This is a genomic window from Amycolatopsis lurida (assembly GCF_900105055.1).
In the GTDB taxonomy this organism is placed as follows: Bacteria; Actinomycetota; Actinomycetes; order Mycobacteriales; family Pseudonocardiaceae; genus Amycolatopsis; species Amycolatopsis lurida.
The window spans coordinates 7626056-7647493 of record NZ_FNTA01000004.1; the positions used below are offsets into that span (position 1 = coordinate 7626056).

A 21438-nucleotide genomic window follows, 5' to 3' on the forward strand; every position below is an offset into this window, starting at 1 on the left:
CGAACACGTGCATGTCAATAGGGCGAAAGTGTTGGTAAATCACCAGCTGTCAGAGGCGACGAAAGTTGGTGCCGGGGCTCGGCCGGGGCTCCTAAATTCACGAACCATTCCGTTGTCCTCACAAGGAGTGGGTCCATGGCAAGGAAGTTCTTCGTCTCCGCGTCCGTGAGCTTGGCGCTGCTGGCCGTCCCGGTCACCGCGGGCCAGGCCACGGCGGTGGTCCAGCCTGCTCAGCAGACCGCGGCGGCGACCACGGTCTACTACGACGCCTCGGGAGCGCCCAGCTTCCGCGCCGCCATCCAGGCGGGCGTGGCCAACTGGAACAACTCGGTGTCCAACGTGAAGCTGCAGGAGAGCTCGTCGGGCGCCACCCTGCGCTACACCGAGGGCAACGACCCCTCGGGTTCGTACGCCGAGACCGACGGCCACGGCCGCGGCACCATCTTCATCGACTACACGCAGGCGCGGGAGTACGACCAGACGCGGATCGCCGCGCACGAGACCGGTCACGCGCTCGGCCTGCCGGACAACTACCAGGGTCCGTGCTCCGAACTGATGTCCGGCGGCGGCCCCGGCCCGTCCTGCACCAACGCGAAGCCGAACGCCCAGGAGGTCTCCCGGGTGGACTCGCTGTGGGCCAACGGGCTCGTCGCGGCGGGTGTCATGCAGCGCATCTACAACTGACGCCTCTGGCCCCTCGTGAGTGGTAAGGACGGTTCTAACCGTCCTTACCACTCACGAGAATTCGTAGGCGCCCGCGTCGACCGCCAAGCCCGCGTACACGGGATTGCCGTCGACGTCGCGGTCGTCGTACTTCGTCGTGCCGAGGTCGATCGCCGGGCTCCCCGCCTGAAGGATCAGGTTCGTGGCCGAGGTGAACTTCGGGTCCGCGATCTTGTCCGTCGCACCGGGCGTGAACTGCCGGAGCCCGCCGAAGTACACGTTGTGGTCGGTCGCGGTGAACGTCACGTCCGCGTAGCCGACCTTGTACGCCGCATGGACGACGTTCTGCGTCATCGTCAGCATCCGGTTCGTGCAGCCGCCGTAGCAGACGAAACCCTCCGCCTCGGCGTTCGGGAGCCGGAGCGAGTTGTTGCGGAACACCGTGCCGAGCACGGGCCCGTTGCCGTCCTCCGCGCCGCGCGTGATGATCCCGCCGCGCGTCTTGGCGCCGTAGATCGCGTTGTATTCGAAGACGTTGCCGGTCGAGACGCCGTCGGGGTCCTTCGCGTCCGTGCCGAGTTCGGTGAAGGTCTCGTTGTCCTCGGAGATGTTGTGGTGGACGACGTTGCGGGAGCCGTAGAAGATCTCGACCGCGGCGCCGTCGAGGCCGCCGAAGTCGTCGGCCTTCGCGATCGAGCCGCTGATCCGGTTCCAGCCGATGTCGGAGTCGTTGCCCTGGACCAGGATGGCGAACGCGCCGGAGTCGTCGTCGCCGCCCGGTGTCACGACGGTCATGTGGTTGTTGTCGACCAGGTCGTTCTGCGTGACCTCGGTGCCCTCGGCCGACGGCGCGATGTACACCCCCGCGCCGGCGCCGGTGATCAGGTTCGACAGCACCTTGTCGCGGTCGCCGGACACCTTCACCCCGGCCCACGAGCAGCGTCCCGCGTCGGCCGCGACGCCGACCTGGAGGTCCTTCACCACGATGTCGTCGCCGGCGAGGTCGACACACGCTTCGGCGTTGCCCTTGACGATCGGCCGCGCTCCGGTGCCGTACGCGCCGATCGTGACACCCGGGCTCTTGACGGTGAGGCCGCCGGACCAGGCGCCTCCGCGACGCAACAGGACGGTGTCGCCCGCGGCGAACGTGGTGGCGGAGACCTTCGCCAGGGATTTCCACGGGGTCTGCTGCGAAGTGCCGCTCGCGGTGTCACTGCCGGAGACCTGGTCGACGTAGTAGGTCTTCGAGGCGGCTTCGGCCGTCGTGAATCCGGTGCACGCGACGGCGGCGAGCACGGCCACGGAAAGCAGTTTCCAGGACATCCCGCGGACGGTAATCACCTGGCGCACAAGGGTCGTACAAAGACGTCGGTGGCTTTAGCATGATCCGATGCGCCGGGCGTCGAGGATTCTCGTAGCGGCCGCGCTGCTGTTCAGCGCCGTGGTGGCGAGCAGCGGGATCGCGTCCGCGCCGCCACCGGTCGCTCCCGCCGCCGGGCTGAACGAGCTCTGGAACGGCTACGGCGATCAAGGCGGTCACTGGACCGGCGGGGATCGCACGGTGTCGGTCCCGCTGCCGGACGGCCGGACCGCGTGGCTGTTCTCGGACACGTTCCTCGGCACGGTGAACCCGGATCACAGCCGCCCCTCGGACAGCCCGATCGCCCGCAACACCCTGGTCGTCCAGCGGCCGGACGGCACGCTGGGGGAGACGCTGCACGGCGGCACCGCGGACGAGCCGGAGGCGCTGATCGGGCTCGCGGGTTCCGGCGAGCACTACTGGGTCGGCGACGGAGTCGTCCAAGGCGACGTCCTGCGGGTGCTCTACAACCGGTACCGGACGACGGGACCCGGAGGCCTCGACTTCCGGAGCAGCGGGACCTCGCTGGCCACCTTCCGGTTGCCCGAGCTGACGCCGTCCGAGCTGCTGGTGATCCCGGTGAGCGACAAGGTCGCGTGGGGATCGGAGCTGCTCGAAGACGGTGGCCACACCTACATCTACGGTGCCGAACAAGGACATCTCCGGCTCGCCAGGGTGCCCGTCGGGGGCCTTCGCGGGCCTTGGCAGTTCTGGACCGGCGCCGGGTGGTCGTCCCACGAAGAGGACTCCGCCCGGATGCTCGCAGGGGTCGGAACCGCGTTCTCCGTGACCCGCGTCGACGGCGAATACGTGCTGATCACCATGGACACGAGCCCCGGCTTCAGCCCGGTGATGCTCGCCTACACCGCCGCTTCGCCGACCGGCCCGTTCGGCGATCCTGTCGTTCTCCACCGGGCACCCGAAGCCAGTGACCGGCGCATCGTCTACGACGCGACCGCCCATCCTCAGCTGAGCCGCGCCGGGAAGCTCACGGTGTCGTACAACGTGAACAGCCTGGATCACGCCGACAACATCGCGGACGCGCGGATCTATCGGCCGCGGTTCGTCGAGGTCGCCTGGCCGCCTGCCCTACGCTTCATCGAGTGATCGAGATACTCGACGACCTCGACGTCCTCACCCGGCCGGACGTCGATCCGCGCGAACTGAGCCTCGCCGGCGCCTGCTACGGTTCGAAAGCCGCCGACACCGTCGCCCGCGACAGCGTCATCGAGGTCACGCTCTCGCCGATCGTCCACCGCTCGATCGGCGGAAGCGGCCGGGCCACGGAGTACTACGGCGCGGACGGTGAGCTCCTCTCTCGTGAAGAGGTGGTAGAGAACGCCGTCGAAACCGAGGGAATCGTTCACTTTTCCGGCAAATTCAGCTACCGGATCGTCGGCGGAACGGTCTCCGGGTTCGCCTTCTACGGTGGGGAGCGTGGCCTGCTCGCTCACTTCGGCCACCTGCGGTCTCGTGACGAGTTCCTCGACCTGTTCGGGACACCCGATCTCGTCGAGGAGAGCGTCGATTGCGGCGAGCTGATGGGCTACCGGCATCGCTACCGGACCGCCGGGAAGCAGGTCTTCTGGGACAGCTGGGACGATCGCGTGAGCTGGTTGAACATCGGTGACTTCGACTCTCGCTGATCATTCGAGCGCGCGGCCTCCCGGCGCTTCGATGGTCAGGGGAACCGACGTGTCACCGGTGAGCTGGTTCAGCCGGGTCATGGTCCGGTCCAGTTGCTCCGCCAGCCGCGGGATCGTGCTGGACGGGAGATAGGCCTCGGCCCCGGCGTCGAGAAGACGGCGCACCGGGCCGTCGTACTTGACGCCGAGCTCAGCGTCCTCGATCTCCGTGATCACGATCCGCGCCTTCGGGTACAGCGCACGGAAGTTGCCGATCAACTGCGGGCTGCCCGGCGGGACCAGCAGAACGTCGACGGTCGGGGGAGCCGAGCGCAGGTCCAGGACGAGGTAGCCGGGGCCGAGCCGCTCGGACAACGAGTCCCGCGCCGACGCGGACAGCTTCATGGCGGTGGCCACCACCGTGATGTCGCCGGAGTCCGGCGAAGGGACCGGTTCTTCGCGGACAGCGGCGGAAATCGTCGCGATGGTCTCGCCGTTCCTGGTGATGAGCACGTCCTCGCCAGGGCGGAGGGTGTCGATGAGCGCTACGAGTTCTTCAGGAAGCTGGGTGGCGTCGACCCACCGTGCGGACTGATCACTCATCACCCCATGATGGCCTGATTCCCCGCGCGTGGTGCAAGGACGGTACGTGAAGGCCCCCTTCACTGCGCTAGGCGCAATGAAGGGGGCCTTCACGTACTCCGGCGGACAAGAACACCGGTCGTGAGCGGCGATCACCACTCACGCCACGTGCTCACCGCTGCCGAGGCCGCCCCGGAACTCCGGGCCGCGTCTGCCAGGGGTGCGGCCCGTCGAGCGGCCGGTACTCGACGCCCAGCGCGTCCAGCCGGGGCAGGTGGTGGTCACGCAAACGCGGCAGGAACTCCGCGTAGTCCCGCCCGTCCGGCTCGCTCCACGCCACCTCGGCGAAGGCGCACAGACGCGGGAACGCGACGTAGTCCACCCGCCGCACGGTGTCGAGATGCTCCGACCACACCTGCGCCTGCGCGCCGAGAATCGACTTCCCCTCGGGGAAATCGGCGGGCACCGGCTCGTAGCCGTAGAAGCTCTCCAGCGTGCTCAGGTAGCCGACGGGGATCGGTTCGTCGGGGTGGTCGGACTGCCGGTGATCCAGGTACACGTGCTCCTCGGGGCACATGACGACGTCGTGCCCGGCGGTCGCCGCGCGGGCGCCGGCGGCTTCGCTCTGCCACGAGCCGATGACCATCGGCGGCAGGTCGCCCGCTTCGAGTACTTCGTCCCAGCCGAGCGGACGACGCCCTCGATCGACCAGGTGTTGCGCGATCTCGCGGACGAACCGGCCGTGCTCCTCGGTCGCGCCGGGCACCTCGTCGCCGCCGAGTGCGATGACCTCGGACGGGAAGATGTCCAGCACGTGGTCGAAGACGCGCTTGAAGAAGTCCACAGTGGACTTCTCCGTGTTCAGCAGCGACGTGCTGATGCCCCAGCTCGTCCAGACCTCCCATGGTTCGGCGGTTTCCGGGCCGAGTTCGGGGTACGCGGCGATCGCGGCCCGCGCGTGTCCGGGGATGTCGACCTCCGGGACGACCGTCACCGAACGTGCGGCGGCGTACGCGACGATCTCGCGGAGATCGTCGGCCGAGTAGAACCCGCCGTGCGGCCGCCCGTCCCGTTCCGGGCCGTCGTGCCGCCCGACCATGGACGACTTCCGCCAGCCACCGACCTCGGTCAGCCTGGGGAACTCGGGGATCTCGATCCGCCAGCCCTGGTCGTCGGTGAGGTGCAGGTTGAGCACGTTGAGCTTGTGCGTGGCGATCAGGTCGATGAACCGCAGCACCTCGGCCTTGGTCCGGAAGTTCCTCGCCACGTCCAGTAAACAGCCGCGCCAGCCGAACCTCGGGTGGTCGGTGACCACGCCGCACGGGATCGTCTGCTGTCCACTGTGGATCGATGCGGCCCGGAACGCGTCCGGCCCGATCAGCTGGCGGAGCGTCTGGCGGCCGTAGAACTCGCCTGCCGCGTCGGCCGCGTGCAGTGTCACGCCGGACGGATCGATCTCCAGCCGATAGCCCTCGGCGGGCAACAGCGCGTCGCGGCGCACGTCCACTTCGGACGGTACTGGGCATTGTCCCGGCAGGGGTTCCACCGAGACGGGGCGGGGGAGCAGAGTTTCGAAGCCAGGCATGTCAGCCCTTCACCGCGCCGCCCATGACGGACACGAGTCGTCGTTGCACGAGAATGAAGAACACCAGCACCGGGATGGTCATCAACGTCGAACCCGCCATCACCGCGCCCCAGTCGGTGTCCTCCGGTTTGAAGAACACCAGGATCGCCAGCGGGAGCGTCTGGTTCTCGGTGTTGGAGATGATGAACGTCTTCGCGAACAGGAAGTCGTTCCACGCGTGGATGAACGCCAGCACGCTGATCGCCACCAGCCCGGGTGCCACCAGCGGGAACAGGATCTGCCAGGTGAACCGCATCCGGCTCGCCCCGTCGATCTTCGACGCCTCTTCCAGCTCCTGCGGCACCGCGGCGACGAAACCGCGCAGCATCCAGATCGCGAACGGCAGGCTGAACGCCAGGTGCACCAGGATCAGCGAGCCGAGGTGGTTGGTGCCGAACGCCGGCGCGACGTCGCCGACCGACCGCATCAGGAAGAACAGCGGAATGGTCAGCGCCTCGACCGGCACCATCTGCGCCACCAGCACCATCACCAGCAGCACGGTCCGGCCCTTGAAGTTGAACCGGGTCAGCGCGACCGCCGAAAGGAACGACAGCAGCAGGGACAACGCCACCACGACGACGGCCACGATCACGCTGTTCAGGAAGAACAGCGCGAAGCCTTCGCCGCTCAGCACTCGTTCGAAGTGCTCGAGCGTCGGCGTGAGCGTCCACGGCCGGGGGTTCTCCTCCTGGATCTGCCCGGTGGGCTTGAACGCCGAGAGCACCATCCAGTACACCGGGAAAGCGACCATCCCCGCGATCACCACGCAGATGATCTCGGCGATCAGCCTGCCAGGGCGCTTCACCCGGCGGTTCTTCGGCGCCGTCGTCACACCCATCCCGCGCTCCGGCGTTGCGACCGGACGTACAGCCCGGTGATGGACAGCAGCAGCAAGGTCATCACGACTCCGAGCGCCGCGCCGAGACCGTATTCCTGTCCGGCGAAGGCCTGTTGGTAGGCGAAGACGTTGAGCACGAGGTTGCGCCCGGCCACGCCGCCGCCGTTGGTCATCACGTAGATCTGCGTGAAGATCTTGAAGTCCCAGATGATCGACTGGATCGTGGCGATGGTCAGCAGCGGCCGCACCATCGGCAGCGTGATCGACCACGTGGTGCGCCAGGTCGACGCGCCGTCGAGGTACGCGGCCTCGACGACCTCTTCCGGTACCCCTTTGAGCCCCGCGTACATCGTCACCATGACGAACGGGAACGAGCACCAGATGACCTCGGCCGCCACCAGCCCGAACGTGCTGTAGGTGTCGAACGTCCAGGAGTGGTTCGCCATCCCGGTGAACCCGATGCCCGAGAGCACCTCGTTCACCAGGCCGAAGTCCGCGTCGAACAGGAACAGCCACACGTACGAGCCCGCCATCGCCGGCGTCGCCCATGCGGCGAGCGCCGCCAGGAACAGCGGGACGCGCGCCCACGCGCGGACCCGGGTCGCCAGTACGGCGAGCCCCGTCCCGAGCGCCAGGCTGCCGACGACACAGACCGCGGTGAAGCCGAGGGTCTTGGCCAGCACCTCCCAGAACTGGAGGTTCTCCAGCAGTTCGACGTAATTGCCGAAGCCGAGGAACACCAGCGGGGCGTTGCCGACCGCTTGCGGCTGGCCGTAGTCGTAGAACGAGATCAGGACGAGCTGGTAGATCGGGTACACCAGCATCGCCAGCAGCAGGATGCCGCCGGGCGCCAGGTAGAGCAGGGCCGCCCGCCCGTCCCGGCGACGGCGGGGTGACCGCCGTGCCGGGACGGCCGGAGCCGTGGTGCGGGGGATTTCCTTGGTGACCACTTAGCCGAACGCCTTGTTCATCTCGGCGGCCGCGGCGGTCAGCGCCGTCGCGGGGTCCTTGCCGCCGGTCGCGATCTGCTGGATCGCGGTGGGCAGGACGTTCTGCGCGTCGATCTTCGACCACGCCGCGGTGGCGGGGACGAACTTCGTGCCCGCCGTGAGCGTGTCGACGAACGGCTTGACCGACGGGTCGCTCGCGGCGAGCTTCTGCTGGACGCTGCCGAGGGTGGGCAGGTTGCCCATGGCGACGTACATCTTCTCCTGGTACTTCGCGCCACCGAGGAGCTGGGTGAACTCGACCGCGAGGCTCTTGCGCTTGGTCGCGTTGAACACGCCGAGCAGGTTTCCGCCCGCGAACGCCGGGGCGATCTTGCCCGCCTCGGTGCCCGGGATCGGGATGATCGCATACTTGCCCTTCACCTGGCCCGCTTCGACGGCCTTGCGGTTGAAGTCACCGCCGATGGACATCCCGGCCTTGCCGCCGGCGAACGCCGTGATGCTCTGCGTGCCGGTGAGGTTGGCGCACTGCTCGGGCGGGCAGATGTCCGCCTTCAGCAGGTTCGCGTACGCCGTGACGCCCGCCTTGGCCTGCTCTGAGTCCACAGTGGACTTCCACTTGCCGCCGTCCTGCTTGGCGATCTCGCCACCGTGCGCCCACAGGAACGGCAGCATCGCGTAGGTGTACTTGCCGCCGACGGAGATGCCGTACAGCTCCGGCTTCCTGGCGCGGATCGTCTTCGCGGTCTCGGTCAGTTCCGCCAGCGTCGTCGGCGGCTTGAGGCCGAGTTCGGCGAAGAGGTCCGTGCGGTAGTACAACGCGCGGATACCGGTGAACCACGGAAGCCCGTAGGTCTTGCCGCCGGATTTCGCGGTCTCCAGCACCGCGGGCAGGATGTCGGCGCCTTCCTTCCACGACGACAGGTCGCCGGTCAGGTCGGCCAGCGCGCCGGTGGCGGCGTAGCTGGACACGTCGGTGTTGCCGAACTCGGCGACGTCCGGCGCGCTCGCCGGATCGTTGAAGGCGCCGGAGAACTTGTCCGCACGGCCCTCCACCGGAACCCACTGGACGTCGACCTCGACGCCCGAATGCGCCGCCTTGAACTCGGTGATCGCCTCCTTGACCGCCGCCTCCTTGGGCGCGCGGTTGGCCTCGTCGAACAGCCAGACCCGGATCGTGCCGGTCTTCTCGTCACCGCCGCTCGCGGCTGGGGTGTTCTGGGCCGGCGCGCAGCCGGCCACGAGGCCGACGGCCGCTAGGCCCGCGATGAGGACGCGAGTTCTCATGGGATTTTCTCCTTAAGCGAAAAAGACGGAATTGACCTGGGGGAGCGCCAGTTTCCCGGCGACGGCCCCCGGAAGACCGGTACCGGGATCGCGCGGCAGCCAGCTGAGCGTGCCGGACTTGTCGCTCGAGACGTAGAACCAGCGCTCGGTCGGGTCGAGCGTGAAGTGACGCGGGTACACGCCGCCGACGGGCGCGTTGTTCAGCAGTGTCAAGGACTTCCCGTCCTCGCTGACGCCGAACGACGCGATCGTGTCGGAGCCGCGGACGGAGGCGTAGACGAACTTCCCGTCCTTGGCCGTGGTGATCTCACCCGGGTACTGCGCGCCGGGTGTGCCCGCGGGAACGGCCGGGACGACCTGTCCGGCGGTGAGTTTCCCGGTCGCCGGGTTCCACGCCGCGACGGTCACCTCGGCGCGCAGCTCGCCGAGGATGTACGCGTACTTGCCGTTCGGGTGGAACGCCAGGTGCCGCGGCCCGGCACCCGACGGGAGCTTCAGCTGCTGGTTCAGCTTGAGCTTCCCGGTGGCGACGTCGAGTTTGTAGACATAGACCGAATCCGCGCCGAGGTCGACGGCGAGTACCCACTTGCCGGTCGGATCGTTGACGACCTGGTGCGCGTGCGCCTGACGCTCGGCGCCCTTGTGCTGGGCCAGATCGACGACGTCGCCGAGTTTCCCGCCCGCGAGGATCGGGAGGACGACGACGCTGCCGCTGCTGTAGTTCGCGGCCAGCACGTACTTCTGGCTCGAGTGGACGCTCAGATGGGTCGGGTGCTGGCCCTTGGCCGACTTCTTGTTGAGCAGCTTGGGTTTCGCCGGATCGGCCAGGCTGAACGAGGAGATCTGGCCGTTCTCGTCCTCGTTCGTCACGTAGAGCGTTTTGCGGTCGGCGCTGATGTCGAACCAGGAAGCGTTGCTGACTCCCGGGATCGTGCGGTCGACGACGAGCGCGTTGGTCGCCGCGTCCCGGTGAGCGACATCGAGTCCGTGCCCGGAACTGGTGTAGCTGCTGACGTAAATGGCTCCGGTTCCCTTCGGTCCGCAGGTCTGTTCGGAGGCGTTCGCGAGGTGGGAACCGAGAACGGTGGTGAGTCCAGCCGCTCCGACGGCGCCGAGGAAGGTGCGTCGATCCAGTCCGGTCATCGTGATCTCTCCCAGTCGTCAGGTGGTTTAAACCACTGCCATGAGCAATGCTGCCACGCCGAAACCGGAAACGGAAAGGACGGTTTCCAAGACGGTCCAGGTTTTCAGGGTCTGCGGCACGGTCATGTTGAAGTACCGCGAGATGATCCAGAAACCGCCGTCGTTCACGTGCGAGGCGATGATCGAACCCGCCGAAATCGCGACGACCAGCAGCGCGAGCTGCATCTGCGAATAGCCCAGCGTCGCGACCGTCGGTGCGACGATGCCGCTCGTGGTCACGATCGCGACGGTCGCCGAACCCTGCGCGATCCGCATTCCGCAACTGATCACGTATGCGGCCAGGATGACCGGGAGACCGGCGTTGTCGAGCGAACCCGCGACGGCCTTGCCGATCCCCGTGGCGGACAGCACGGCGCCGAAGAACGCACCCGCGCCGACCACCAGCAGGATCATCGCGACCGGGCGGAGCGATTTCGCTGAAAGCTCGCTCAGATCCTTGCCGGTCAGGCCGCGGCGCAGGCCGAGCAGCCAGGACGCGAGCAGGACCGAGATCGTCAGTGCGACCGCCGGGGTCCCGATGAACGCGGCGACACCGGCGGACGCCGAGTTCTTGGGAAGCCAGATGCTGCCGAAGGTTCCGGCGAGGATCAGCACCAGCGGGACGGCGATGATCCCCAGCACCAGGCCGAGCGACGGCGGGTTCTCCTCTTTCTCGCCTTCTTCCTCGGCGACCAGGAATTCCGCGGGAACCTGCACGTCGACGCGCTTGCCGATCCAGGTCGAGTACGCGACGCCGCCGACGAGGAACGCCGGGATACCGCAGACCAGGCCCATCAGGATGATCCAGCCGAGTTCCACGTGCAGCAGGCCTGCCGCGGCGACCGGGCCGGGGTGCGGCGGGAGGAACGCGTGCGTGATCGAAAGCCCGGCGAGCAACGGCAGCGCGTACAGCACGAGCGAACGGCCGCCCTGTTTGGCGGCCACGTAGACCAGTGGCGCCAGCACGAAGATGCCGATGTCGAAAAAGACCGGGATACCGAAGACGAAACCCGCCAGCCCCATCGCCAAAGGGGCCCGCTTCTCACCGATGGCCCGCAGCAACGCGCCGGTGAGCACCCTCGCTCCGCCGGAACGCTCCAAAATGGACCCGAGGATGGTGCCGAGTCCGATGATCGCGGCGATATGGCCGAGAATCCCGCCGAAACCCTTTTCCAGCAGGGAATCCGACGCCTTCTGTGCCGATCCGACGATCTGGCCGACCGGCAGGCCCGCGGCCAGTGCGGTCAGCAGGCCGACCACGATCAGCGCGATGAAGGGCTCGAGTTTGACTTTGATGATGAGGAACAACAACACCGCGATCGAGACGGCGGCGAGGGTCAGGAGCCCTCCCGTCGTGTGTTGGAGCCAGTCGATCATCGGGCACTCCCGGGGTTCCGCAGTGAATGGCCGGCGAGGGCGCCGGTCGGTTGACCATCGTCGATGGCGGCGACACCGTTGACGAAGACATAGGGGATACCGGCGGCCTGCTGCCGCGGCTCGTCGAACGTGGCGGTGTCGGCGACGGTTTCCGGGTCGAACAGCACGAGGTCCGCCGCGTACCCGGCGCGGACGAGACCCCGGTCGGTCAGCCGCAGGCGCTGTGCCGCGCGGCCGGTGAGATGGGCGACGCATTCGGCGAGGCCGAGGACGCCGAGTTCGCGGACGTAGCGCGCGAGGTAACGCGGGAACGTGCCCCAGGCGCGGGGATGCGGCCGCGCGCCGACGAGCAGGCCGTCGCTGCCGCCGGTGTGCGTGCGGTGCCGCATGATCGCCTGGACGTTCTCCTCGTGCCCGACGTGCATCAGGCACGACGTGCCGAGCTTCTCCGAGAGCAGGACGTCGAAGTACAGCTCCGCGGCCGGTTTCCCGGCACGCTCCGCCGACGCGGCGACGGAATGCCCGACGAGATGGGCGTTCTCGTCCCGGCGGACACCGTTGATCTCGATCGCTTCCCAGTCGATCGGCACCCCGTGGGCGCCGTCGGAGCCGGTCTCCTCGATCTCGGCGCGGATCCGCTCGCGGGTGTCCACATCGGACAACCGGGCCAGTGTGGCGTCGAGCCCGCCTTCGGTGGCCCAGCTCGGCAACAGCGCGGAAAGATACGTGGCGCCCGGAAGGTAGGGGTAGGTGTCCAGCGTGATGTCGCAGCCGTCGTCGAGCGCCCGGTCGAGCAGCTCCAGCAGATCCGGCGCCTTGCCCTTGTTCACCGAGAAGTTCATCGTGGCGTGCGCGAGGTGCAGCGGGCACCCCGAACGGCGGGAGACGTCGACCATCTCGCCGAACGCTTCGAGCGCGCCCTTGCCGTAGCTGCGGTGGTGCGGGCTGTAGAAGCCGCCGTTCTCCCCGACGACCCGGCACAGCTCGACGAGTTCTTCGGTGGTCGCGTACATGCCCGGCGTGTAGGTGAGCCCGGACGACATGCCCATCGCGCCCTCGGCCAGCCCGGTCGCGATGAGTTCCTTCATCGCGTTCATCTCGGCTTCGGTCGCGGGCCGGTCCTCCCAGCCGACGGTGAGCATGCGGACGGTGCCCTGCGGCACAAGGTAGGCCGCGTTGACCGCGACCCCCGCGTCGAGCCGGTCGAGGTACTCGCCGACGGAACGCCAGTTCCAGTCGAAGCCGGCCGGATCGTCGTTCCAGCCGGCGAGCTGCTGGCGCAGCGCGGCGAGGACCTCGTCGTTGACCGGCGCGTAGGAGAGCCCGTCCTGCCCGAGCACCTCGGTCGTGACGCCCTGGGAGAGCTTCGCGAGGTGATCCGGATTGGCGAGCAGCTGAAGGTCGGAATGCGAATGCATGTCGATGAACCCGGGCGCGAGCACGAGTCCTTCGGCGTCGATGGTGCGGCGGCCCGCGAGCGAGCCGGGTTCGGCGACACTGGCGATCCGGCCGTCGGTGATGCCCACGTCGTGCCTGGTGAGCGGATCCCCGGTGCCGTCGGCGACCAGTGCGGAACGGACAACGATGTCCATGGTGATTCTTCCTCTGCGGCGGTGGAGGACGGATCAGAAGTGGGTGCGGACGAAATCGAGCACGGTCTCGCCGTCGGGGCCGACGACCGGGATCAGGGGCCATTTGTCGAAAACGGTGCACGGATGCGACAGGCCGAGGGCGACCCAGTCGCCGACCTCGACCGGCGACGACGCGGGCAGAGTGAGAAAGGCGTGCTGGTCGTTCATCTTCTGGATGGAATGACCTTCGAGCGCGGATGGCGGTCCGTCGCCCTTGCGGATCAGCCGCGGCTCAGGCATGCCTTCGTCGAAGGAGGCGTCCCGTTTGCCGATGGTGAGCAGCGCGAGTTCGTCCGTCGGCTTCGACGTCACCTGGGCCCAGGCGCGCAGCGCGGGACGGAACGAGGCGACGCCGTCGATACGCGGCTGCTCGCCCAGCGGCGAGATCACCCGGTAGAAGCCGTCGTCGTGGGTCACGTAGGCGCCACTGCGCAGGATCGGCAGGACGTCCAGGCCGGCCCAGTCCTTGGTGAGCTCGTCCGCGACGCGGTCGAAGTACGCGCTGCCGCCGCCGGTGACGATGATCTGGCCGGCGTCGTCGAGCAGACCCTTGGCGTGGAAGGCGAAGACGAGTTCGCGTAGGCCGTCCACATAGGAGCTGATCAGCTGGAGCGATTTTTCGTCCGTGTGGTGGGAAAGCGCGCCTTCGTAACCGCCGGATCCGCGCAACCGCAGGACCGGGCTCGCGTGCGCGGCTTCGGCGACGGCAAGCGCGGTCTCGGTGTCGCGGACGCCGGTGCGGCCGCCCTCGGCGCCGAGTTCGACCAGGACGTCCACCTTGCGGCGGGCGCCACGCAGGGCTTCGGTCATCAGCTCGACACCGCGGACCGAGTCGACCCAGCAGACGAACTCGAAGTCGTCATCGGCGTCCAGTTCGGCGGCGAGCCACTTCAGGCCCGACGGGTCGAGCAGCTGATTCGCCAGCAGGATCCGGGAAACGCCGAACGCGCGGTAGATCCGCAGGTGGCCGGCGTTCGCGCAGGTGATACCCCACGAGCCGTGCCGCAGCTGCCGCTCGAACAGCTGCGGCGCCATCGTCGTCTTGCCGTGCGGGGCCAGCGCGACCCCGCGTTCGGCGCACCAGTCCGCCATCGTACGGAGGTTGTGCTCGACGGCTTCCTCGTCGAGAACGACGAACGGGCCGAGGAAGCCGTCGTCGAACAGCTTCGCGCCGCGGGCGGCGGCCTCGCCGATCGTGAGACCGGACAGCGAAGGCGCGACCGAGCGGAAGCGCCAGTCGACGCGCTCCTCCCGGACGGCCGCGACCGCGGCGGAATCGATGGTACCGGCTTCGAACATGAGGTTCACCTCGGTTGCGTATGTTGCAACGGACGTTGCGCATATTGCGTGGGATAGGTGTAGCATCCGGTCCGCTGGAGGTCAACGGCGTGACGACTAGGAGACGCGAAGGTGACAAGCGAGCCTCGGCCGCCCGGGAATCTTTTGATCTTTTGGGGTCGCGCCTTCTCGGCCGGAAGCCCCGCCATCACGATGGCGGGGCGCTTTTCGGTCGTGAGGCGGCATGATTCCGCGAGGTGCGCCCTGGCAACGGGATGGCGGTCGGAGCGATGAAGAGCACTGACGTGTTGTGCATTGGGGAGTCGATGGCCTTGTTCGTGCCTGCCGAAGCCGGGCCGCCCGACGAGGTGCGCAAGTGGGTGCGGAGCATCGGCGGGGCCGAATCGAACGTCGCCTGCCATCTCCCGGCACTGGGTTTCTCCAGCGCGTGGGTGAGCGCCGTCGGCGACGATCCGTTCGGCCGCGCGCTGGTGCGCGAGATCGGCGAAGCGGGGGTCGACGTCAGCGCGGTCGTGGTCGACCCGACTCGTCCGACCGGGCTCTACATCAAGGAAAGCGGCGCGGACGGCAGCCCCGTTCGCTACTACCGCAAGGGCTCCGCCGCGTCCGGAATGGACGCCGGGCTCCTGGGGAAACTCGAACTCGACGGGGTGCGCGTCATCCACCTTTCCGGGATCACGCCCGCGCTGTCGGACGGCTGCCTCGATCTGGTGCGGGCGCTGATGGAACGACCGCGGGGCGACACGCTGGTGTCGTTCGACGTGAACTTCCGGCCCGCGCTGTGGACCGGACGCGACCCGTCGGTGCTGGCCGGGCTGGCCGCCCGCGCCGACATCGTGCTGGCGGGCGAGGACGAGGCCGAGCGAGTGTGGGGGACCGGTGACCCGGCACGGCTGCGTGCCGCCTTGCCCGGACCGAAGACGCTGGTCGTCAAGCACGGGGCACGCGGGGTCACGCTGATCGAAGGCGACGAAGCACCGCTTTTCTCGCCCGCGCTCCAGGTCGACGTCGTGGAGCCGGTCGGCGCCGGTGACGCCTTCGCGGCCGGTTTCCTCGCCGCGACCCTGCGCGGCGACGACCCCGCGACCCGGCTGCGGCGCGGTCATCTGCAGGCCGCGGCCACCCTGCTGACCCACGACGACGTGGGCACGCCGCTGCCCGAATCCGTCGTCGCAACGCTCCTCGGGGCGGATGAGGCAGCATGGGCGGCGGCCAAGCTGACGGACAAGGGAGTGGTGGGCGAATGAGCCAGAGCCTGGACAGGGCGCTCACGCTGCTGAGCGGGCTCGCCCGCGAGCCGAAGACATTGGACCAGCTCGCCGAGGAGATCGGCGTGCACAAGTCGACCGTGCTGCGCCTGCTGCGCACCCTGGAGACGCACCACTTCGTGCGCCGGGAAGGACAGCGGTACTACCGGCTGGGCAGTGCGCTCTTCGACCTCGCACAGCAGGCGCTGGAGGATCGCGACGTCCGCCGCACCGCGCAATCCGCGCTCGCCGGGCTCAACGCGCGCACCGGGCACACCGTGCACCTCGCCTCCTATGAGGACGGAGAGGTCGTCTACATCGACAAATTCGAGGGCAGGCACTCGGTGCGGATGTACTCCCGCATCGGGAAACGCGCGCCCCTGCACTGCACCGCCGTCGGCAAGGTGCTCGTCGCGGCGATGACGCCGGAGAAGCAGGCGGACGTGGTGTCGAGGATCGACTTCTTCGTCCGGACGCCGAACACGATCACCACACCCGAGGCCTACGAGAAGGAACTCGCGCTCGTCGCCGACCGCGGTTACGCGGTGGACAACGCCGAGCACGAGGACTTCATCCACTGCGTCGCCGCGCCGGTCCGCGGCCCGGGCGGCGTGGTGCTCGCCGCCGCGTCCGTGTCGGTGCCGAAGGTGCTGCTGGACTACGACGGCCTGATGGCGCTCGTGCCGGAGCTGATCGCCGCCGCCGAGGAAGCTTCCGTCCACAGTGGATGGACGGGGAACCGAAAGGGGAAGTTGGAATGAGCAAGACCGCGATCAGCACGGAGAACGCGCCGAAGCCGGTGGCCGCGTTCTCGCAGGCGGTCCGCAAGGGCAACATCCTGCAGGTGGCCGGCCAGGTCGCCTTCGACCCGGCCACCGGCGCCATCGTCGGCGAGACCGTCGGTGAGCAGACCGAGCAGACCTTCAAGAACATCGAGGCGGTGCTCGAGGCCGCCGGTTCGAGCCTGGCCGACGCGATGATGGTGCGCGTGTACCTGACCGACGTCGACCACTTCGGCGCGTTCAACGAGGTCTACAACAAGCTGATCGGCGAGGCGCCGCACCCGGCCCGCACCACCGTGTACGTCGGCCTGCCCGCCGGGCTGCTGGTGGAGATCGACGTCCTGGCCGTCACGGACTGACCCAGTGCCTCGTGAGTGGTAAGGACGGTTCTAACCGTCCTTACCACTCACGAGGGCTAGAGCACGCTCGTGTAGCCGTTCAGCGCGGGCTGCCCGCCCAGGTGCGCGAAGAGCACGTTCGAGTCCCGCGCGATCTCACCGCGCGCGACGAGATCGATCAGCCCCGCCATGGACTTGCCCTCGTACACCGGATCGGTGAGCACTCCCTCCAGCCGCGCCAGCGTCCGGATCGCGTCCAGCGTGGACTCGTTCGGGACGCCGTAGATCCCGGCGTGGTAGCGCTCGTCCAGTTCGACCTCGCCGATCTCGCCGGCACCGATCAGCTCGGCGGTCGCCCGGGCGATACGGGTGATCTGATCGCGTGTCTCGGCCGGTTTCGCCGATCCGTCGATGCCGAGGATCCGGCGCGGCCTACCGGAAAGCGCGGCCCCGGCGACCATTCCGGCCTGCGTGCTGCCGGTCACCGAGCAGACGATCACCGTGTCGAAGAAGACGCCGAGTTCCGCCTCCTGCGCTTCGAGCTCGACCATCCAGTTAGCGAAACCGAGCCCGCCGAGCCGGTGGTCCGAGCCGCCCGCCGGGATCGCGTACGGCTTCCCGCCGCCGGCTTCGATCTCCTTGACCGCGTTCTCCCAGCTCTCCTTGAAGCCGACGCCGAACCCGGCCTCGACCATCCGGATGTCCGCGCCGAGGATGCGCGAAAGCTGGATGTTGCCGACCTTGTCGTACATCGGGTCGTTCCAGTCGACCCAGCTCTCCTGCACCAGCACGGCCTTGAGCCCGGCCCGCGCGGCGGCCGCGGCGACCTGGCGGGTGTGGTTCGACTGCACACCGCCGATCGAGATCAGCGTGTCCGCGCCCTGGGCCAGCGCGTCGGCGACCAGGTATTCGAGCTTGCGGGTCTTGTTGCCGCCGAACGCGATCCCGGAGTTGACGTCCTCGCGTTTCGCCCAGACCTGCGCGCCGCCGAGATGAGTGGTGAGCCGCTCCAGCGGATGGACGGGGGAGGGGCCGAACAACAGCGGGTAGCGCGGGAAATCGGCGAGGGTCATGGCATCTCCAGGAGGTCTTCGAGTTCGGTCCAGATCGTGGCGGTGATCGCGCAGGCCGCGTCGACGTCGCCCGCTTCGAGGGCGTCGGCCAGTTCCGCGTGGCGCTGGACCGATCGGTGGGCGGGCAGGGAGCCGAAGCGGGCGTATTCGAGACGCCGCAGCAAGGGCGTGTAGCGGGCCAGCGTCGCGGCGATCGCCCGGTTGCGTGCGGCGGCCACGGGGACGTCGTGGAGTTCGTCGTCGGCGGCGATCGCGGCCTCGATGTCCCCGGCGGCGATCGCGTCGGCGAACCGGGCGTTGGCCGCGCGCATCGCCGCGACTTCCGCCGGACCCATCCGGGGAGCACCCGCCCGGACGGCGAACTCGTGCAGCGCGCGCACGAGCTGCAGGGCGTCACGGACGTCGTCGGGGACGAACCCCGCGACGCGCGTGTAGCTCTGTGGCTTCGACTCGACGAGACCGTCCTCGACGAGCCTCAGCAGCGCTTGGCGCACGGGAGCCCGGGAAAGCCCCAGTTGATCGGCGAGGTCGCCGTCGCGCAGGTTCGTCCCCGGCGGCAGCGTCCCGTCGATGATCGCCCGCCGGATGCTCTCGTAGGCCTCATCCCGGAGGAGGGACCTCGGCACCTTCGCCAATCCACTCACATCTGAAATGTTAGTTGACGCCGAAGCGGAAGTACATGAAGGCCCCCTTCCTGTACCCAGGCGCAAGGAAGGGGGCCTTCATGTACTTGAGGGCTAGTAGACCGGTCCCGTGTACTTCTCGCCCGGGCCCTGGCCCGGCGCATCCGGCACGGCCGAAGCCTCGCGGAACGCCTTCTGCAACGACTGGAGACCGTCGCGCAACGGGCCCGCGTGCAGGCCGAGGTACTCTGCGGAAGCGGTGACCAGCCCGGCGAGGGCGGTGATCAGGCGGCGGGCCTCGTCGAGGTCGCGGTGCGGTGAGCTGGCCGGGTCCTCGTCCGCGAGACCGAGACGTTCGGCGCCGGCGGAGAGCAGCATGACGGCCGCCCTGCTGATCACCTCGACGCTCGGGATGTCCTCCAGGTCGCGGACGTCCGGGGAATACGGGGGCTGCTGAACGGGTTCATCTGACACGTCTGGTACCCTTCCACGAGCGACCAGCCCCCGAGCGATCGGGGGCGGCAAGTGGAGCCCCGCTCCCACCCGTGTCACCGCCGTAGCACCAGGTGTCCGGGTCCGGTCTCGCCAAGACGATTTCGGGCGTCGAGGCGGTGTGTTCGGTTCTGGAGATCGAACACGATCGGAAAGAGTGGGCCCCGCGTACCGCACGGTACCGGGGCCTTAGGTATGTGGGCACCAGGTCGAAACGGTAGAAGAATTTACCTCGAACCAGGGAGGCCCCATCAGCTCCGAGACACGCATCAACGACCGAATCCGGGTACCGGAGGTCCGCCTCGTCGGGCCGGCCGGTGAACAGGTCGGCATCGTCCGGATCGAAGATGCGCTGCGGCTGGCACAGGAGAACGATCTCGATCTCGTCGAGGTCGCCCCGCAGGCACGCCCGCCCGTATGCAAGCTCATGGACTTCGGCAAGTTCAAGTACGAGAGCGCGCAGAAGGCCCGCGAGTCCCGCCGCAACCAGCAGCTCACCGTCATCAAAGAGCAGAAGCTGCGACCGAAGATCGACCAGCACGACTACGAGACCAAGAAGGGTCACGTGTCGCGGTTCCTGGCCGCCGGCAACAAGGTCAAGGTCACGATCATGTTCCGCGGTCGCGAGCAGTCCAGGCCGGAACTCGGTTTCCGCCTGCTGCAGAAGCTCGCCGACGAGGTGACCGAGCTCGGTTTCGTCGAGTCGTCGCCGAAGCAGGACGGTCGCAACATGATCATGGTGTTGGCCCCGCACAAGAACGTGAAGCCGCAGAAGGCCGCGAAGGCAGCGAAGGACGATTCGTCCGAGCCGCCCGCCGACGCGTAGCGCCGACCAGCACATGTCAGCGGCACACCGGGCACAACCGGTGTGCCGCCGCACGGAAGAGGACAACGTAATGCCGAAGATGAAGACGCACAGCGGGACGTCCAAGCGTGTCCGCGTCACGGGTTCGGGCAAGCTGCGCCGCCAGAAGGCCGGCCGCCGCCACCTGATGGAGAAGAAGTCCAACAGGCTCACCCGTCGCCTCGAAGGCACGACCGAGATCGCCAAGAACGACGTCGGCCGCGTCAAGCGCCTTCTCGGCCGCTGACACCCCGCACTTTGTAAACGCCGGGCGCGCCAGCGCGCCCCAGATCGACAGGATGGACCCCAGTGGCACGCGTCAAGAGGGCTGTAAACGCCCAGAAGAAGCGTCGCGCGACTCTCGAGCTCGCCAGCGGCTACCGCGGCCAGCGTTCGCGGCTGTACCGCAAGGCGAAGGAGCAGACGCTTCACTCGCTGAACTACGCCTACCGGGACCGTCGTGCCCGCAAGGGTGACTTCCGCCAGCTGTGGATCACCCGTATCAACGCGGCGGCCCGCGCCAACGGCGTGACCTACAACCGGTTCATCCAGGGCCTCAAGGCCGCGGGTGTCGAGGTCGACCGCAAGATCCTCGCGGACCTCGCCGTCAACGACGCCGCCGCGTTCACCGCGCTGGCCGAGCTGGCCAAGGCGAACGTGAACACCGAAGAGAAGAAGTCGGCCTGACCGGCGACAGCGCTCTTCACCGGCCCGGGGCTGCTCCGTTCACCGAACGGACACCCCGGGTCGTTGCTGCGCGCAAGCTCACCCGCCGAGCCGAGCGTGAGAAGACCGGCCGGTTCCTCGCCGAGGGCGCGAACGCGGTCGAAGCCGCGCTCGAACACGGCGGCAAGGTCTACGAGCTGTTCGTCACCGAACGCGCCGCCGCGCAGCACGAGCGCCTGGTCATCGCCGCGCGTGCGGCGGGTGTCCCCGTCTCGCCGATCACCGATCGCGCCGCCGACGGATTGTCCGAGACCGTGACGCCGCAAGGCATCGTCGCGGTCTGCGCGCTCGTCGACCGTCCACAAGAGACCGTTCTGAAGCCGGGCGCGAAGCTCGTCGTCGTCCTCGTCGACGTCGCGGACCCCGGTAACGCGGGCACCGTGATCCGGGTCGCGGACGCCGCCGGCGCCGACGCGGTCGTCCTCGCCGGGGACAGTGTCGACCCGCACAACGGCAAATGCGTCCGCGCGGCCGCCGGCAGCCTGTTCCACCCCGCCATCACCCGGATCCGGGACGTCGACGCGGCCTTGAAGGCCTGCTCCGCCGCCGGACTCCGCACTTTCGGTGCGCACGGCTACGCCGACACCGAGCTCGATCAGGTGACTTTCGCCGAGCCCACCGCGTGGGTCTTCGGCAACGAGGCGCACGGACTGCCGCAGGGTGTCTTGGAGTCGGTCGATCTCGCGGTCAAGATCCCGATGTACGGCCGCGCGGAGAGTCTCAACCTCGCGACGGCCGCCGCGATCTGCGTGTACACGAATGCGATGGCCTCCCGGGCCGCGTCCACGTAGAGTCGTGGGCAGCACGCCGTCGCAGCACGACACCAAGGGAGCTCTCATGGAACGCAGTGTTCGTTCCAGCACCTTGTTTACGGCGTAGAGCGCGTTTTTCGCACTTC

Annotated in this window: 23 protein-coding genes; 10 read left to right on the plus strand and 13 right to left on the minus strand. The window is 68.3% G+C overall.

Annotation, left to right across the window (positions count from 1 at the left end):
* Nucleotides 1–135: 135 nt before the first annotated feature.
* Nucleotides 136–684 carry a snapalysin family zinc-dependent metalloprotease gene (locus tag BLW75_RS41215; protein WP_034321548.1) on the plus strand — a complete coding sequence of 183 codons (549 nt, stop codon included), beginning with the start codon at nt 136–138 and terminating at the stop codon, nt 682–684.
* A gap of 51 nt (nt 685–735) precedes the next feature.
* On the opposite strand, the gene BLW75_RS41220 is transcribed toward BLW75_RS41215, so the two are convergent.
* Entirely contained in the window at nt 736–1986 is a 1251-nt protein-coding gene (locus BLW75_RS41220; RefSeq protein ID WP_034321551.1) for a choice-of-anchor Q domain-containing protein, read from the minus strand.
* Nucleotides 1987–2053: 67 nt separating this feature from the next.
* Here BLW75_RS41220 and BLW75_RS41225 point away from each other — a divergent pair, with 67 nt between their 5' ends.
* On the plus strand, nt 2054–3130 hold the full coding sequence (locus tag BLW75_RS41225; protein ID WP_034321554.1) for a DUF5005 domain-containing protein: 1077 nt from the start codon (nt 2054–2056) through the stop codon (nt 3128–3130).
* On the plus strand, nt 3127–3669 hold the full coding sequence (locus BLW75_RS41230) for a hypothetical protein (protein WP_034321557.1): 543 nt from the start codon (nt 3127–3129) through the stop codon (nt 3667–3669). The genes BLW75_RS41225 and BLW75_RS41230 overlap by 4 nt, the downstream gene beginning before the upstream one ends.
* Here BLW75_RS41230 and BLW75_RS41235 read toward each other — a convergent pair whose 3' ends face one another.
* From BLW75_RS41235 to BLW75_RS41275, 9 genes are all read right to left on the minus strand, one after another.
* A complete protein-coding gene (locus BLW75_RS41235) occupies nt 3670–4251 on the minus strand; it encodes a hypothetical protein (protein WP_034321560.1) in 582 nt (193 codons plus the stop codon).
* 151 nt (nt 4252–4402) lie between these two features.
* Nucleotides 4403–5815: a beta-N-acetylhexosaminidase gene (locus BLW75_RS41240; RefSeq protein ID WP_091599515.1), complete on the minus strand. Its 1413-nt coding sequence runs from the start codon at nt 5813–5815 to the stop codon at nt 4403–4405.
* A gap of 1 nt (nt 5816) precedes the next feature.
* Nucleotides 5817–6692, minus strand: coding sequence for a carbohydrate ABC transporter permease (locus BLW75_RS41245; protein WP_034321566.1), 876 nt, complete (start codon nt 6690–6692; stop codon nt 5817–5819).
* The gene (locus tag BLW75_RS41250; RefSeq protein ID WP_034321570.1) at nt 6683–7642 is read right to left on the minus strand and encodes a carbohydrate ABC transporter permease; all 960 of its coding nucleotides are present in this window, start codon (nt 7640–7642) and stop codon (nt 6683–6685) included. Before BLW75_RS41250 ends, BLW75_RS41245 begins: the two co-directional genes overlap by 10 nt.
* Nucleotides 7643–8926, minus strand: a complete 1284-nt coding sequence (locus tag BLW75_RS41255) for an extracellular solute-binding protein (RefSeq protein WP_034321573.1) — start codon at nt 8924–8926, stop codon at nt 7643–7645.
* A gap of 12 nt (nt 8927–8938) precedes the next feature.
* Nucleotides 8939–10069, minus strand: coding sequence for a lactonase family protein (locus tag BLW75_RS41260; RefSeq protein ID WP_034321576.1), 1131 nt, complete (start codon nt 10067–10069; stop codon nt 8939–8941).
* 27 nt (nt 10070–10096) lie between these two features.
* The gene (locus BLW75_RS41265; RefSeq protein ID WP_034321579.1) at nt 10097–11485 is read right to left on the minus strand and encodes a GntP family permease; all 1389 of its coding nucleotides are present in this window, start codon (nt 11483–11485) and stop codon (nt 10097–10099) included.
* Nucleotides 11482–13077 carry an N-acyl-D-amino-acid deacylase family protein gene (locus tag BLW75_RS41270; protein WP_034321582.1) on the minus strand — a complete coding sequence of 532 codons (1596 nt, stop codon included), beginning with the start codon at nt 13075–13077 and terminating at the stop codon, nt 11482–11484. Before BLW75_RS41270 ends, BLW75_RS41265 begins: the two co-directional genes overlap by 4 nt.
* A 33-nt stretch (nt 13078–13110) precedes the next feature.
* Nucleotides 13111–14415, minus strand: a complete 1305-nt coding sequence (locus BLW75_RS41275; protein WP_034321586.1) for an amino acid deaminase — start codon at nt 14413–14415, stop codon at nt 13111–13113.
* A 269-nt stretch (nt 14416–14684) separates the two neighbouring features.
* On the opposite strand from BLW75_RS41275, the gene BLW75_RS41280 reads away from it, so the two are divergent.
* Genes BLW75_RS41280 through BLW75_RS41290 form a run of 3 tightly spaced genes read left to right on the plus strand, consistent with a single transcriptional unit; the run spans nt 14685 to nt 16803 of the window.
* The gene (locus BLW75_RS41280) at nt 14685–15662 is read left to right on the plus strand and encodes a sugar kinase (RefSeq protein ID WP_091600203.1); all 978 of its coding nucleotides are present in this window, start codon (nt 14685–14687) and stop codon (nt 15660–15662) included.
* A complete protein-coding gene (locus BLW75_RS41285; protein WP_034321589.1) occupies nt 15659–16423 on the plus strand; it encodes an IclR family transcriptional regulator in 765 nt (254 codons plus the stop codon). Before BLW75_RS41280 ends, BLW75_RS41285 begins: the two co-directional genes overlap by 4 nt.
* On the plus strand, nt 16420–16803 hold the full coding sequence (locus BLW75_RS41290; RefSeq protein WP_034321592.1) for a RidA family protein: 384 nt from the start codon (nt 16420–16422) through the stop codon (nt 16801–16803). Before BLW75_RS41285 ends, BLW75_RS41290 begins: the two co-directional genes overlap by 4 nt.
* A gap of 56 nt (nt 16804–16859) precedes the next feature.
* Here BLW75_RS41290 and BLW75_RS41295 read toward each other — a convergent pair whose 3' ends face one another.
* The 3 genes from BLW75_RS41295 to BLW75_RS41305 form a co-directional block, all read right to left on the minus strand.
* Nucleotides 16860–17855, minus strand: a complete 996-nt coding sequence (locus BLW75_RS41295) for a 1-aminocyclopropane-1-carboxylate deaminase (RefSeq protein WP_034321595.1) — start codon at nt 17853–17855, stop codon at nt 16860–16862.
* Nucleotides 17852–18490 (minus strand): GntR family transcriptional regulator, encoded by a 639-nt coding sequence (locus BLW75_RS41300; RefSeq protein ID WP_034321598.1) that lies wholly within the window; start codon nt 18488–18490, stop codon nt 17852–17854. Before BLW75_RS41300 ends, BLW75_RS41295 begins: the two co-directional genes overlap by 4 nt.
* 102 nt (nt 18491–18592) lie before the next feature.
* On the minus strand, nt 18593–18952 hold the full coding sequence (locus tag BLW75_RS41305) for a DUF1844 domain-containing protein (protein WP_005163289.1): 360 nt from the start codon (nt 18950–18952) through the stop codon (nt 18593–18595).
* Nucleotides 18953–19220: 268 nt separating this feature from the next.
* Here BLW75_RS41305 and infC point away from each other — a divergent pair, with 268 nt between their 5' ends.
* The 4 genes from infC to BLW75_RS41325 all read left to right on the plus strand — a co-directional run bounded on the left by infC (nt 19221) and on the right by BLW75_RS41325 (nt 21331).
* Nucleotides 19221–19796 carry a translation initiation factor IF-3 gene (gene infC, locus BLW75_RS41310; RefSeq protein ID WP_051137636.1) on the plus strand — a complete coding sequence of 192 codons (576 nt, stop codon included), beginning with the start codon at nt 19221–19223 and terminating at the stop codon, nt 19794–19796.
* A gap of 70 nt (nt 19797–19866) precedes the next feature.
* Nucleotides 19867–20061, plus strand: a complete 195-nt coding sequence (rpmI, locus tag BLW75_RS41315; RefSeq protein WP_007028043.1) for a 50S ribosomal protein L35 — start codon at nt 19867–19869, stop codon at nt 20059–20061.
* Nucleotides 20062–20123: 62 nt separating this feature from the next.
* Complete coding sequence (gene rplT, locus BLW75_RS41320; protein ID WP_005163284.1) at nt 20124–20501, plus strand: 50S ribosomal protein L20; 378 nt, start codon at nt 20124–20126, stop codon at nt 20499–20501.
* Nucleotides 20498–21331: a TrmH family RNA methyltransferase gene (locus BLW75_RS41325; RefSeq protein WP_091600205.1), complete on the plus strand. Its 834-nt coding sequence runs from the start codon at nt 20498–20500 to the stop codon at nt 21329–21331. The genes rplT and BLW75_RS41325 overlap by 4 nt, the downstream gene beginning before the upstream one ends.
* Nucleotides 21332–21438: the final 107 nt, after the last annotated feature.

What these genes read in the sequence shown, in the direction of transcription:
- BLW75_RS41265 (WP_034321579.1), bottom strand. Translation starts at nt 11,485, where the DNA reads ATGATCGACTGGCTCCAACACACGACGGGAGGGCTCCTGACCCTCGCC.
- BLW75_RS41275 (WP_034321586.1), bottom strand. Translation starts at nt 14,415, where the DNA reads ATGTTCGAAGCCGGTACCATCGATTCCGCCGCGGTCGCGGCCGTCCGG.
- BLW75_RS41255 (WP_034321573.1), bottom strand. Translation starts at nt 8,926, where the DNA reads ATGAGAACTCGCGTCCTCATCGCGGGCCTAGCGGCCGTCGGCCTCGTG.
- BLW75_RS41270 (WP_034321582.1), bottom strand. Translation starts at nt 13,077, where the DNA reads ATGGACATCGTTGTCCGTTCCGCACTGGTCGCCGACGGCACCGGGGAT.
- BLW75_RS41285 (WP_034321589.1), top strand. Translation starts at nt 15,659, where the DNA reads ATGAGCCAGAGCCTGGACAGGGCGCTCACGCTGCTGAGCGGGCTCGCC.
- BLW75_RS41215 (WP_034321548.1), top strand. Translation starts at nt 136, where the DNA reads ATGGCAAGGAAGTTCTTCGTCTCCGCGTCCGTGAGCTTGGCGCTGCTG.
- BLW75_RS41225 (WP_034321554.1), top strand. Translation starts at nt 2,054, where the DNA reads ATGCGCCGGGCGTCGAGGATTCTCGTAGCGGCCGCGCTGCTGTTCAGC.
- BLW75_RS41290 (WP_034321592.1), top strand. Translation starts at nt 16,420, where the DNA reads ATGAGCAAGACCGCGATCAGCACGGAGAACGCGCCGAAGCCGGTGGCC.
- BLW75_RS41240 (WP_091599515.1), bottom strand. Translation starts at nt 5,815, where the DNA reads ATGCCTGGCTTCGAAACTCTGCTCCCCCGCCCCGTCTCGGTGGAACCC.
- BLW75_RS41260 (WP_034321576.1), bottom strand. Translation starts at nt 10,069, where the DNA reads ATGACCGGACTGGATCGACGCACCTTCCTCGGCGCCGTCGGAGCGGCT.
- BLW75_RS41235 (WP_034321560.1), bottom strand. Translation starts at nt 4,251, where the DNA reads ATGAGTGATCAGTCCGCACGGTGGGTCGACGCCACCCAGCTTCCTGAA.
- BLW75_RS41220 (WP_034321551.1), bottom strand. Translation starts at nt 1,986, where the DNA reads ATGTCCTGGAAACTGCTTTCCGTGGCCGTGCTCGCCGCCGTCGCGTGC.
- BLW75_RS41280 (WP_091600203.1), top strand. Translation starts at nt 14,685, where the DNA reads ATGAAGAGCACTGACGTGTTGTGCATTGGGGAGTCGATGGCCTTGTTC.
- BLW75_RS41295 (WP_034321595.1), bottom strand. Translation starts at nt 17,855, where the DNA reads ATGACCCTCGCCGATTTCCCGCGCTACCCGCTGTTGTTCGGCCCCTCC.
- BLW75_RS41245 (WP_034321566.1), bottom strand. Translation starts at nt 6,692, where the DNA reads ATGGGTGTGACGACGGCGCCGAAGAACCGCCGGGTGAAGCGCCCTGGC.
- rpmI (WP_007028043.1), top strand. Translation starts at nt 19,867, where the DNA reads ATGCCGAAGATGAAGACGCACAGCGGGACGTCCAAGCGTGTCCGCGTC.